This window comes from Mesorhizobium sp. CNPSo 4670 (assembly GCF_057784235.1).
In genome coordinates this window covers 1-12832 of sequence record NZ_JBWJFQ010000019.1, presented here as the reverse complement: position 1 = coordinate 12832, position 12832 = coordinate 1, and the positions used below count along the sequence as shown (strand labels likewise).

Annotated in this window: 11 protein-coding genes; 5 read left to right on the top strand and 6 right to left on the bottom strand. The window is 63.3% G+C overall.

The window, feature by feature from the left end; translation table 11 throughout:
• Positions 1 to 69 precede the first annotated feature (69 nt).
• The 3 genes from AC0ZT5_RS26420 to AC0ZT5_RS26410 all read left to right on the top strand — a co-directional run bounded on the left by AC0ZT5_RS26420 (position 70) and on the right by AC0ZT5_RS26410 (position 3255).
• Positions 70 to 1047 (top strand): right-handed parallel beta-helix repeat-containing protein, encoded by a 978-nt coding sequence (locus tag AC0ZT5_RS26420; RefSeq protein WP_488498830.1) that lies wholly within the window; start codon positions 70 to 72, stop codon positions 1045 to 1047.
• Between the two features lie 345 nt (positions 1048 to 1392).
• Positions 1393 to 2604, top strand: a complete 1212-nt coding sequence (locus AC0ZT5_RS26415) for an NADP-dependent isocitrate dehydrogenase (protein WP_095085403.1) — start codon at positions 1393 to 1395, stop codon at positions 2602 to 2604.
• Positions 2605 to 2628: 24 nt separating this feature from the next.
• Entirely contained in the window at positions 2629 to 3255 is a 627-nt protein-coding gene (locus AC0ZT5_RS26410) for a glutathione S-transferase family protein (RefSeq protein ID WP_488498829.1), read from the top strand.
• A 34-nt stretch (positions 3256 to 3289) separates the two neighbouring features.
• Here the strand turns inward: AC0ZT5_RS26410 and AC0ZT5_RS26405 are convergent, their stop codons facing one another.
• The 5 genes from AC0ZT5_RS26405 to recA all read right to left on the bottom strand — a co-directional run bounded on the left by AC0ZT5_RS26405 (position 3290) and on the right by recA (position 10033).
• Positions 3290 to 4084: a PhzF family phenazine biosynthesis protein gene (locus AC0ZT5_RS26405; RefSeq protein WP_488498828.1), complete on the bottom strand. Its 795-nt coding sequence runs from the start codon at positions 4082 to 4084 to the stop codon at positions 3290 to 3292.
• A 1-nt stretch (position 4085) separates the two neighbouring features.
• On the bottom strand, positions 4086 to 4574 hold the full coding sequence (locus AC0ZT5_RS26400; RefSeq protein WP_477287861.1) for a DUF2269 family protein: 489 nt from the start codon (positions 4572 to 4574) through the stop codon (positions 4086 to 4088).
• Positions 4571 to 5866 carry an SDR family oxidoreductase gene (locus AC0ZT5_RS26395; RefSeq protein ID WP_488498827.1) on the bottom strand — a complete coding sequence of 432 codons (1296 nt, stop codon included), beginning with the start codon at positions 5864 to 5866 and terminating at the stop codon, positions 4571 to 4573. The genes AC0ZT5_RS26400 and AC0ZT5_RS26395 overlap by 4 nt, the downstream gene beginning before the upstream one ends.
• Before the next feature lie 10 nt (positions 5867 to 5876).
• Positions 5877 to 8543 carry an alanine--tRNA ligase gene (alaS, locus tag AC0ZT5_RS26390; protein WP_488498826.1) on the bottom strand — a complete coding sequence of 889 codons (2667 nt, stop codon included), beginning with the start codon at positions 8541 to 8543 and terminating at the stop codon, positions 5877 to 5879.
• A 392-nt stretch (positions 8544 to 8935) separates the two neighbouring features.
• Complete coding sequence (recA, locus tag AC0ZT5_RS26385; protein ID WP_095085392.1) at positions 8936 to 10033, bottom strand: recombinase RecA; 1098 nt, start codon at positions 10031 to 10033, stop codon at positions 8936 to 8938.
• A gap of 281 nt (positions 10034 to 10314) precedes the next feature.
• On the opposite strand from recA, the gene AC0ZT5_RS26380 reads away from it, so the two are divergent.
• Together AC0ZT5_RS26380 and AC0ZT5_RS26375 are read left to right on the top strand one after the other, a co-directional pair.
• The gene (locus AC0ZT5_RS26380) at positions 10315 to 11259 is read left to right on the top strand and encodes a carbohydrate kinase family protein (RefSeq protein WP_488498825.1); all 945 of its coding nucleotides are present in this window, start codon (positions 10315 to 10317) and stop codon (positions 11257 to 11259) included.
• A 75-nt stretch (positions 11260 to 11334) separates the two neighbouring features.
• Entirely contained in the window at positions 11335 to 12252 is a 918-nt protein-coding gene (locus AC0ZT5_RS26375; RefSeq protein ID WP_488498824.1) for a pseudouridine-5'-phosphate glycosidase, read from the top strand.
• 264 nt (positions 12253 to 12516) lie between these two features.
• Here the strand turns inward: AC0ZT5_RS26375 and AC0ZT5_RS26370 are convergent.
• The coding region (locus AC0ZT5_RS26370) for a TfoX/Sxy family protein (protein WP_488498823.1) at positions 12517 to 12832 on the bottom strand (316 nt) is incomplete at its 5' end.

Genomic DNA, 12832 nt, shown 5'->3' with positions numbered 1-12832 from the left:
ATGCCCCAAGCTTTTCGACACGGATTTCAACGGCCGACGAGGGCGTTGGCCAAAATCTAGGAGGGGCAATTGAAAATCGTACGGTTTTTCCTTTCACTCGCTGTGTTGGCTCTGGCGTCAGCCTTCCTGATTGCACCAGCTTCCGCACAGGCGACACGGACGTGGGTTTCCGGCGTTGGTGACGACGCCAATCCGTGCAGCCGAACCGCACCGTGCAAGACGTTTGCCGGTGCCATCTCGAAGACGGCGACGGCCGGCGAAATCAACTGTCTCGACCCGGGTGGCTTTGGCGCGGTCACCATCACCAAATCCATCACCATCGACTGCAAAACGACGGAAGGTGGTGTGCTTGCGTCCCTCGTGAACGGCATCATCGTCAACACGCCCGTCGGCTCGGCGGTGCATCTTCGCGGCCTCGACATAGACGGTGTAGGCAACGGCCTCGACGGCGTTCGGATGCTTGGCCAAGGTCAACTGCATATCGAGGACTGCAACATAGAGCGGATGGGCGGCAACGGCGTCGAATTTCTCCCTAACGGCAACAGCGAACTCTACATAAGCAACACCCGCATAGCCGAGACAGGCGCCGAAGGTGTTCTCATCAAGACGACCGGGGCCGTTGGGATCAATGCCATCCTTTCGAGGGTGGAAATCACCAACAGCGCCAGCGGCATTCTTGTTGACGGCACCGGCAACACCGTGGCCATGAACCTGACGCTGACCAACAGCCTTGTCAGCGGCAATACCGGCAACGGCGTGGCGATCAAATCCGTCGCCGCGGCGTCGCCGGTGCGTGCGACGATTACCGGTAACACGATCAGCGCCAATGCAGGCAGCGGCGTCAACGCCAACGGTGCCGCTGCCAGCGGCAACGGAAGCGCCGTCGCCTTTCTCGGCGGATCGACGATATTCGGCAATGTTACCGGGGTCAGCAATACCGGGAGCGGCGCCGTCCAGTCGTTCAAGAACAACATGATCGCCGGCAACGTAGCCGACGGCACGCCGCTCACCGCCTTCCCGGGCCCTGGCGGTGCGCCGCTGCAATAAGTGAGCGCCGCTTCCGCGGCAGCGTGAAACAAGGCGATGCCGGCTGCCCATCGGGGGCAGTGCGGCATTGCCTTTTTTTTGTTCTCGATTGCCCAGAGCGGTTCACCGTTTCACGGAAACGCCGAACCGCTCTATCTTTCTTGTTTTACGGCAATTCCCTAAGGAAAGCGCTACGCGCTTTTCCAAAGAAAACCGCTTCACACTTTTCTTGGAATTGCTCCAGCAGCAGCCTGCGTCTGCGTCGTCCCGGTTTGCACCGCTTTGATCGCTTTGCTATAGGCGAAGTCCCTACCCTGGCGAGGTCTGCCCCGCCATCACCCAACTGTTGAACGAGGCATTCTTTCCATGGCGAAGATCAAGGTGGCGAACCCGGTCGTCGAACTCGACGGCGACGAGATGACCCGCATCATCTGGCAGTTCATCAAGGACAAGCTGATCCACCCTTATCTCGACCTCAAGCTTGAATATTACGACCTCGGCATCGAGCACCGTGACGCCACCAACGACCAGGTGACCATCGATTCGGCCAACGCCATCAAGAAATACGGCGTCGGCGTGAAATGCGCGACGATCACGCCCGACGAGCAGCGCGTCGAGGAATTCAAACTGAAGAAGATGTGGAAGTCGCCGAACGGCACCATTCGCAACATCCTCGGCGGCACCATATTCCGCGAGCCGATCATCATGAAGAACGTGCCGCGCCTGGTGCCGGGCTGGACCAAGCCTATCATCGTCGGCCGTCACGCCTTCGGCGACCAGTACCGCGCCACCGATTTCCGTTTTCCCGGCAAGGGCAAGCTGACGATCAAGTTCGTCGGCGAGGACGGCAAAGTCATCGAGCACGATGTCTACGATGCGCCGGGCGCCGGCGTCGCCATGGCCATGTACAATCTCGACGATTCGATCCGCGAGTTCGCTCGTGCTTCGCTGAACTACGGCCTGCTGCGCAACTATCCGGTCTATCTCTCGACCAAGAACACCATCCTCAAGGCCTATGACGGGCGCTTCAAGGACATCTTCCAGGAAGTCTACGAGGCTGAGTTCGAGGCCGAGTTCAAGTCGAAGAAGCTGTGGTACGAGCACCGGCTGATCGACGATATGGTAGCGTCCAGCCTGAAATGGTCCGGCGGCTATGTCTGGGCCTGCAAGAACTATGACGGCGACGTCCAGTCCGATACCGTTGCGCAAGGGTTCGGTTCGCTCGGCCTGATGACCTCGGTGCTGATGACCCCGGACGGCAAGACGGTGGAAGCCGAAGCCGCGCACGGCACCGTCACCCGCCACTACCGGCAGCACCAGAAGGGCGAGGAGACCTCGACCAATTCAATCGCCTCGATCTTTGCCTGGACGCGCGGCCTCGCGCACCGCGCCAAGCTCGACGACAATGCCGAACTGAAGCGCTTTGCCGAGACGCTGGAAAAGGTCTGCATCCAGACGGTCGAGAGCGGTTTCATGACCAAGGACCTGTCGCTGCTGATCGGCCCCGACCAGCCCTGGCTCTCGACCACCGGCTTCCTCGACAAGATCGACGAGAACCTGCAGAAGGCGATGGCCTGACCAGGCAAGACCCGGGAGGGTTATATGGGCAAGCCCGCCGTCTACGGCGCGGACTACAGCGTCTATGTACGCATCGTGCGGCTCGTGCTCGAGGAGAAAGGCATCGACTACGGGCTTGTGCCGGTCGATGTCTTTGCCGCCGAGGGCATTCCCGCCTGGTATTTCGAGCATCACCCGTTCGGCCGCATCCCGGCCTTCGAGCATGACGGGTTTCGCCTTTTCGAGACGAGCGCGATCGCGGGCTATGTCGACGAAGCCTTTGACGGGCCGGCGCTGCAGCCGAAGGATCCGCGCGGCCATGCGCGGATGAACCAGTTCATCGGCATGCTCGACGCCTATGCCTATCGGTCGATGGTCTGGGATGTCGCCGTCGAACGGCTGGAGAAGATGGCACCCGACGAGGCGCTGATCGCCAACGGGCTTTCGCAAGCGAGCAGAGCGCTTCGGACGCTCTCCTCGCTGAAGGCGCCGGGGCCATGGTTGCTTGGCGACCAGCTGACGCTGGCCGACCTGCATGCGGCGCCGATCATCGGCTATTTCGTCAAGGTCGCCGAAGGGCAAAAGCTGCTCGCCGAGTTCCCAGAGATTCAAGCCTGGTGGGACCGGATCGCGGCCCGTCCAAGCTTTGCCGCGAGCGGTCCTGCGGCCTGATCAGCCTGCGGCCGCTGTTCATTCCAGGCGCCGCTTATTCTGGAAGGTAGATTTCCGCCTTCATGAAGGTCTTGGCACGACCCAGGATCAGCACGCGATCGCCGGCCAGATCACACAAAAGATGCCCGCCACGCTGTGAGCACTGCAACGCCGACAGGTGGGTCTTGCCGAGTTTTTCAGCCCAGTACGGCACGAGCGTCGCATGAATTGAACCGGTCACCGGATCCTCGGGAATGCCGGCTCCGGGAACGAAATAGCGGGAGACGAAATCATGCGTTTGGCCGCGCGCGGTAATGACAAGGCCAAGCGGGTGGAAAGCTCCGATCCTGAGCAGATCGGGAACGAAGGATCGGACGGATTGCTCGTCGGCAAGCTCGACGAACAGGTTCTCAAAATTGCGAAAGCTCGCAACCGGATGCGGCGACAATATCTCCTGCAGCGCCAACATGGTTTCCCCATCGACAGGCTGCGGCGGAAAACATGGCAGATCGAGCCGGTAGGCGCCTTGCCGCTGAGAGACCCGCAACTCGCCCACCCGCGTCGCAAAGGCCATGTCATCGGCCACATCGTGTTGCGAGGCTAGCACATGGGCGGTCGCCAGGGTGGCGTGTCCGCAGAAGTCGACTTCATGAACCGGTGTGAACCAGCGCAAGTCCCAGCCCTTGCCGTTCGGCCGCGCAAAGGCGGTTTCGGCGAGATTGTTCTCGTTTGCGATGGCCTGCATCACCTCGTCGGCCAGCCAGTCCGGCAAGATGAGGACGGCAGCGGGGTTGCCCTGAAAGGCGCGCTCGGCAAAAGCATCGACCTGGTACATGGTCAGTGTGGGCACATCATCCTCCGAAAAGACTGATCGCCGGCCGGGCGACCATCAGCCAAACGATAGCAAGCACGGCAGCGAAAGCCGGAAAGCCGCAAGCGAACCAGATGCGAAAAAGGTGCTTTTCCTCGGCGGGCAGCGGTCGATTTTCGATGGCCGCCTGTCGCGCCAGATTTCGTATCCGAATCTGGATCCAGACCACCGGCAGCCAGAACAGACCCGTCACGACGTAAAGCAGCAAGGACAGCACGATCCAGCCTTCGGACAGCGGCCACCCCAATGCCCGGGCAAGCAACACGCCTGATATGGGCTGCACCACGACGGCGGTTGCCGTGAAGATGGTGTCAGCGACGACAACCGTGCCCGCGACATGGGCGACGAGGTCGGCGCGACCGGTGCGCTGCGCCATCAGCATGAAGAAGGCGATCCCGGCGCCGGTGCCGAAGAGAACCGTGGCGCCAATGACATGCGTCCAGCGCAGTATGTCGGCCCAGAGGTTCATCGCTCGTCGAGGACCGCCAGCGCTACAAGCACCAGGCACAGCATGGGGATCGTCTTGACCAGCGGCCCCAGCGGCGCGAGCCACAGATCGGGAACGAGAAGCGTCGACGCCGCCAGATAAAACAGCGTGATCGCAATCATCGCCAGCAGCGCTCGCCAGGCCCAAGGCCGGACCAGAACCGCCGCACCGGCAAGGATATCCGCAGCACTGCCGGCAACAACCGACATGTCTGCCAGATTCGCCGACACGCCGCGTGAAACAAGAATGGAAGCGGCCTCGTCTTGCCGGATCAGGCCGATGATGCCCGAAGCAAGCCAGAACAGGGCCAGGCAGGCGAAGATGAAAGGTTTTGCCAGCCAGAGGCGCGCGAACCATCGCTCCTGGACATGGGCCGGCATGGCGGCCAGCGTTGCTTCCAGCGGCTGCAGCGGATGGCCGCAAATCTGGTTCCATGGCCCGGCATTTCCGGTCACGCCACGCGCCAGCGCGGCAAGGGCTGAGCTGCGCAACGGCGATCGCCAGCCAAGGAGGCCGAGGCCATCGGCGGTCGCGGCAGCAAGCCGGCCGACAATGGCCGGCATCGGTACGACCTTCGCCCGCGGCAGGCCAAGCCATGCCCGAAAGGCTGAGAGAACATCGGCGAGCGGTCTGGCCTCGGCCTCGACGAGATCGACGGCAGTACGGGGCGGCAGAGATCCGGCGACCGCGCGCGATACCGCTTCAGCAACGTCGGTGACCGCCACGGTCTGGATCGGCTGCCGCGACATGACGGCGGGGATAAAGCCGGGGAAGGCCGCCAGGGCGCGCAAAAGTGCGGTCCCGCCATAGGCGGCGGGCGCGATCACCAAGCCGGGGCGCAGGATCGTCCACTCTAGCGAAGAGCTTGCGACTGCCCTGTCGCCTTGCGCCTTGCTGTTGAAGAAAGCGTCGGCGGAGGAGAGGTCGGCGCCGATCGCGGAAATCTGTGCAAAACGGCGCACGCCGGCCCGTTCGCATGCCGCGACCAGCGCCACCACCGAATGCCGGTGGATGGCGTCGAGGCGATCGCGCGCGCCGTCCTGCAAGGCGCCTGCCGCATTGACGATTGCATCCATGCCGGTGACCATCGGCAGCCAGTCCTCAGCGGCAAGCAGCCGCGACATGTCGGCGGCGATCCAGCGCACCGCCGGCCAGCCCCGCTTGGCATACACGACATCGCGCCCAAGGCCGGCCACATGATGCCCGTCGCGAAGCAGACGGCCGACGACTGCTTCGCCGATCAGACCGTAGCCGCCAAGGACGAGCACCTTCATGCAGGGACTTTCAGGCTGCCTCCAGCGCCGCCTTGACCGCGGCGATCGCATCACCGGCTTTCGAGGCGTCCGGGCCACCGGCCTGTGCCATGTCGGGCCGCCCGCCGCCGCCCTGACCGCCCAATGCTGCGGAGGCCACGCGCACCAGATCGACGGCGCTGAAACGGCCGACCAGATCATCGGTGACAGCGACCACGACGCTCGCCTTGTTGTCCTCAGCCGTGCCGACGAAGACGACGACGCCGGAACCGAGCGAGCTCTTGCCGGCATCGGCCAGCGGCTTCAGGTCCTTCGGCGAAACACCCGAAACCGCCTTGCCGAGGAAGCCGACGCCGGCGACAGTCTCGTTCTCCGACGGCGCACCCGCCGCGGCTCCGCCGCCCAGCGCCAGTTTCTTGCGCGCCTCGGTCAGTTCCTTCTCGAGCTTCTTGCGCTCGTCGAGCAGCGCCTCGACGCGTGCCGGCACGTCGGCCGGCGAGATCTTCAGCGTCGCGGCGACCGATTTCAAACGCCGGTCCTGCTCGTCGAGATGCTTGCGCGCGGCTTCGCCGGTCAAAGCCTCGATGCGGCGCACACCGGCGGCGACCGCGCTGTCCGACACGACACGCACCAGGCCGATATCGCCGGTCGCCCTGACATGCGTGCCGCCGCAGAGCTCGACCGAATAGGGCCGGTTGGCCTTGGCGCCATGCAGGCCGGTGCCCATCGACACGACGCGCACTTCATCGCCGTACTTCTCGCCAAACAGCGCCATGGCGCCCTCGGCAATGGCATCGTCGACCGACATCAGGCGCGTGCTCACCGGGCTGTTCTGGACGACGATCTCGTTCGCCATGCGCTCGACCTCTTCGAGATCCTCGGGGGAAATCGGCTTGTTGTGCGAGATGTCGAAGCGCAGGCGCTCGGGCGCAACCAGCGAACCCTTCTGCGCGACATGGCTACCCAGCACCTCGCGCAGCGCCTCATGGATCAGGTGCGTCGCGGAATGGTTTGCGCGCAGCCTGGAGCGGCGAGCATGGTCGACCTTCAGCTCGACGGCCGCACCAGTCTTGGCCGTGCCGCTGGCCACCTTGCCGATATGGACGAACAGCCCATCGGCCTTCTTCTGCGTATCGGAAATCTCGATCGAGAAGCCTTCCCCTGAAATGATTCCGGTGTCGCCCATCTGGCCGCCGGACTCGGCATAGAATGGCGTCTGGTTGACGACCACGGCAACCGCGTCGCCCTTGCCTGCGCTGTCGACGGTCTTGCCATCCCTGACGAGCGCCTGGATGAGGCCTTCCGCCTGCTCGGTCTCGTAACCGAGGAACTCGGTGGCGCCCGCCTTCTCGCGCACCGGGAACCAGATCGTCTCGGTGGCCGCATCGCCGGAGCCTGCCCAGTGAGAGCGCGCCTCGGCCCTTTGCCGCTCCATGGCATTGGTGAAGCCGGCAAGATCGACCGAGATGCTGCGCTGGCGCAATGCATCCTGCGTCAGATCGAGCGGGAAGCCGTAGGTGTCATAAAGCTTGAACGCCGTCTCGCCATCCAGCATGTCGCCGGCACCCAGTTTTTCCGTCGCCTCCGAAAGCAGGCCGAGGCCACGCACCAGCGTCTTGCGGAAACGGGTTTCTTCGAGCTTCAGGGTCTCGGTGATCAACTGCTCGCCGCGCACCAGTTCCGGATAGGCCTGGCCCATCTCGCGCACCAGCGCCGGCACCAGCTGCCACATCAGCGGATCCCGGGCACCGAGCAACTGCGCATGGCGCATGGCGCGGCGCATGATGCGGCGCAGGACATAGCCACGGCCTTCGTTCGACGGCAACACGCCATCGGCGACCAGGAAGGAGGACGAGCGCAGATGATCCGCAATGACGCGGAAGGATGCGACCGTCTCCTTGTCGGGACCGTGCCCGATGGCGGACGACGCCGCGTCGATCAGGTGACGGAACAGGTCGGTCTCAAAGACGCTCTCCACCCCTTGCATGATGGACGCCATGCGCTCCAGCCCCATGCCGGTGTCGATCGACGGGCGCGGCAGGTCGATGCGCTCCTCCTTCGTCACCTGTTCATACTGCATGAAGACCAGGTTCCAGAATTCGAGAAAACGGTCGCCGTCCTCCTCGGGGCTGCCGGGAGGGCCGCCCCAGATGTGTTCGCCGCGGTCGATGAAGATCTCCGAGCACGGCCCGCAAGGTCCGGTGTCGCCCATCGCCCAGAAATTGTCCGATGTCGCGATGCGAATGATGCGGTCGTCGGAAAAACCGGCGATCTTCTTCCAGAAGCCGGCCGCCTCGTCGTCCGTGTGATAGACGGTGACCAGCAGCTTGTCCTTGTTCAGCCCGAATTCCTTGGTGATCAGGTTCCAGGCAAGCTCGATGGCGCGTTCCTTGAAATAGTCGCCAAAAGAGAAATTGCCGAGCATTTCGAAGAAGGTCAGATGGCGCGCGGTGTAGCCGACATTGTCGAGGTCGTTATGCTTGCCACCGGCGCGAACACTCTTCTGCGCGGTGGAGGCGCGCGAATAGGGCCGCTTCTCCAGGCCGGTGAAGACGTTTTTGAACTGCACCATGCCGGCGTTGGTGAACATCAGCGTCGGATCGTTGCGCGGTACCAGCGGGCTCGACGCGACGATCTCGTGACCCTCCTTGCGGAAGTAGTCGAGAAAAGTCGACCGGATCTCGTTCACGCCACTCATGAATGCTGCCTTTTCGAGAAAACCGCCGGCAAACCGGCGGAAAATGGGCTCTGGGTCTCAGAGCGCTTCGCACTGAAAACGGATTCAGTCGTCGCGCTTTAAGTTTTTGCTTCCATGCATGTCGTTGTCCCAAAACCGCTGCGCACTTTGGGCGACATCCATAAGAAAATAGACTTGGCCTTTTAGCGGTCGCACCGCACCCTGTCCAGAAACACGGAATTGGTCCAAATCGCGCGCTTGCCGACCATCAGCGCCAGCCGCAAAACGAAAAACCGCCGGCTCGAAAGCCGGCGGTTTGGAACGCAAAAAACACTGAACTCAATTACATAAGCTTGAGATAATAGAACAGGATTATGGCCGATCTTCGGCCGGCATCCTGTGCACGAAGTTGTTTACATCGCGCCGGATTCCTCCTCGAAACCGTCGTCGCCGCTCTCGGCGCCGCCATTCTCGAGGAATTTCTCGGCGATCAACCCGGCATTCTGCCTGAGCGCCAGTTCGATCTCGCGCGCCGTGTCGGGATTGTCGCGCAGGAACAGTTTGGCATTCTCGCGGCCCTGGCCGAGACGCTGCGAATTGTAGGAGAACCAGGCACCCGACTTCTCGACCACGCCGGCCTTGACGCCGAGGTCGACCAGTTCGCCGGTCTTGGATACGCCCTCGCCATACATGATGTCGAACTCGACCACCTTGAAGGGCGGCGCCAGCTTGTTCTTGACCACCTTGACGCGGGTCTGGTTGCCGACGACCTCGTCGCGGTCCTTGACCGAGCCGATGCGGCGGATGTCGAGGCGGACCGAGGCGTAGAATTTCAGAGCATTGCCGCCCGTCGTGGTCTCGGGCGAACCGAACATGACGCCGATCTTCATGCGGATCTGGTTGATGAAGATGACCATGGTGTTGGAGCGTGAGATCGAGGCGGTCAGCTTGCGCAGCGCCTGGCTCATCAGGCGGGCCTGCAGGCCGGGCAGCGAATCGCCCATCTCGCCTTCGATTTCGGCACGCGGCGTCAGCGCCGCGACCGAATCGACCACCAGCACATCGATGGCACCGGAGCGCACCAGCGTGTCGCAGATTTCCAGCGCCTGTTCACCGGTGTCGGGCTGCGAGATCAGAAGGTTTTCCAGATCGACGCCAAGCTTGCGGGCATAGACCGGATCGAGCGCATGCTCGGCATCGACGAAGGCGCAGATGCCACCCTTCTTCTGGGCTTCCGCAACAGTGTGCAACGCGAGCGTCGTCTTGCCCGAGCTTTCCGGCCCGTAGATCTCGATGATGCGGCCACGCGGCAGGCCACCGACGCCAAGCGCGATGTCGAGGCCGAGCGAGCCCGTCGGCACGGTTTCAATCTCGACGACCTGCTCGTTCGCGCCGAGCCGCATGATCGAGCCCTTGCCGAAAGCCCGCTCGATTTGCGACAGCGCCGCGTCCAGAGCCTTTGATTTGTCCACCGCTTTGTCCTCTACCAGCCGCAAAGAATTCTGAGCCATGATACATCACCCCTTGGTCGTCAATGAAGGCCGGACAATCCGTAATCCCTGCCTATTTGTACCTTTTTTGTTCTCGTTTGGCAAGAGGGTTCAAGTATCTGAAAGGCAATCAATATCCGGATTTGTTCTTTTTTTGTCCCAAGAATCACATCAGGAGCGCACCTCGCATTGGGCCAGACCGCGCACTCGTTTCGATCTGCCGAATCGCCTGCCTGCATGCGAAGCTTCGTCACGCAGCCTAGCGCTTGTGCGGCTCGAATAACAAAGGTCATATCGCCGGCATGGTGAAATCTCCAAGAATCCTGGCCGTGGGCGGCGCCCATATCGACCGGCGTGGCCAGGTGTCCGGCGCTTACGTGCCGGCCGCGTCCAATCCCGGCACGATGCGCGAGGATGTCGGCGGGGGCGTCTTCAATGCCTTGCGCAGTGCGGTCCGGCGCGGTGTTTCGGCCTCGCTGCTGTCGGTGCGCGGCGGCGATGCCGCTGCCGATACGGTTTCACGGGCCATCGCCAAAGCCGGGATTGCCGACCTGTCGGCGGTGTTCCTCGATCGCACGACGCCAAGCTATACGGCGCTGATCGACAGCGAGGGCGAGCTGATCGTCGGCTTTGCCGACATGGCGCTCTATGAGCTGGCGTTTCCCAAGCAGGTCAGGCGCTCCAAGGTGCGCGAGGTACTCGCCGCCGCCGATGCCGTCTTCTGCGACGCCAATTTGCCGACGGCGGCACTGGAGAGGCTCGTGGCACTCGCCGCCGGCAAACCCGTCTTCGCCATTGCCATTTCGCCGGCCAAGATCGTGCGCCTGAGGCCGGTGCTCGGCAATCTGGCCGTCGTCTTCATGAACCAGCGCGAGGCCGTCGCACTTGCCGGCCTGGACGATGCGGCTTCAGGGTACGACATCGTCGATGGGCTGAAACGCGCCGGGCTCAAAAGCGGCGTGGTGACAGCGGGCGGCGCTTCGATGCTGGGCTTCGATGAAGCCGGCACCTTCTCGATCCTGCCGCCGACGCCAAGAAAGGTCACCGACGTCACCGGCGCCGGCGATGCGCTGGCGGGTGCGACGGTCGCTGCCTCGCTGCGCGGCATGCCGTTGCGCGCAGCCCTGCGCGAAGGCATTGCCGCGGCGACGCTGGCCATCGAAAGCGCCGACGCCGTTCCCGATTTCACCGCCGCTGATTTCACCGAGGCGCTGGCTCTTGTGCCGGACGCGCAGGAAGTGGCATGAGACCGGCCAGTTCATAGTGCCGGAGTGTTTTCGCGCGTCCTAGTGGAGGCGCATCGCACCGGATTGGAGATCAGGATGACACCAGAAACCGCCCGCCCCTTCATCGATATCCATGCGCCGGTGGCACAGGCCTTGGCCGCCGGGCGGCCGGTGGTGGCGCTGGAGAGCACCATCATCACCCATGGCATGCCCTACCCCGACAATGGCGCCATGGCGGCCGATGTCGAAAAGATCATCAGCGATGGCGGCGCCGTGCCGGCGACGATCGCCGTGGTTGGCGGCCGCATCAAGATCGGGCTTTCGGATGGCGAGCGCGAGTCCCTTGCCATGACCGGCGATGCCATGAAGCTGTCGCGCGCCGACCTCGGCTTCGCGGTGGCGCAAGAGCGCACCGGTGGCACCACGGTCGCCGCCACGATGATCGCGGCGCATATGGTCGGCATCAAGGTGTTCGCCACCGGCGGCATCGGCGGCGTGCACAAGGGTGCGGAAAAGAGTTTCGACATTTCCGCCGACCTCGACGAACTGGCGCGCACGCCGGTCATCGTCGTGTCGGCCGGCGCCAAGGCCATCCTCGACATCGAAAAGACGCTGGAGGTGCTGGAGTCGCGCGGCGTGCCCGTGGTCGGCCATGGCTGCGAGACGATGCCGGCCTTCTGGTCGCGGCATTCGCCGTTCCGCGCGCCGCTGACCTTGCACCGACCGGAAGAGATCGCGCATTTCTACCAGACGCGGCAGGCGCTGGGGCTCGCCGGCGGCATGCTGATCGCCAATCCGGTGCCCGAGAACCACGAAATCCCGGCCGAAGAGATGGCCGGTTATATCGAAGCCGCGCAGAAGGCCGCGGAAGCGCTCAACGTGACCGGCAAGGCGGTGACTCCGTTCCTGTTGTCGAAAATCCTGGAACTCACGGGCGGCAGGAGCCTGAAGACCAACATCGCACTGGTCGAAAACAATGCAAGGCTGGCGGCGCGGATCGCCATGGCGCTGTAGGCCGCTGTTCAAGCGTCTGGCAATGAGTAGCTAGGCGTGAACGCCGAGTTCCTTCACACCCCCCTCTGTCCTGCCGGACATCTCCCCCGCAAGGGGGAGATTGGACGTCGCCGCCGCTTTCGCCAATCGCCAAGGTTGCAGGTAGAGCGCCTTCAGTGAAGCTGCCGATCTCCCCCCTTGCGGGGGGAGATGTCCGGCAGGACAGAAGGGGGTGCTGTCCCTCGGCGCTGCCAAAAGATTGCCGCAGCACCTGAGGTCGTTGCACTATTTCCCCGCCCGCCGTCCTGCCTCATAGGCGCGGCGTGCCCAGAGCGTCATCTCGTCGGGATCGTCAAAAGCGCTGTCGGGAATGCTCCAATAGGGCATGGAGACCAGCTTGCCGTGCCGAGAGCCGGTATAGGTCCACTGCCGGCATCCGGCGGCTTCGAAGTCGGGCGCGCTTTGCGCGTCGGCTTTCAGCATCAGCTCGCCGCGCAGCACGATGGCGACTATGACACCGTCGAAATAGATGCCCTTGCCGCCGAACAGTTTGCGGATGCTGACCGGGCCAAGGCCCTCGAACAGTTCGGCGATGCGTTCA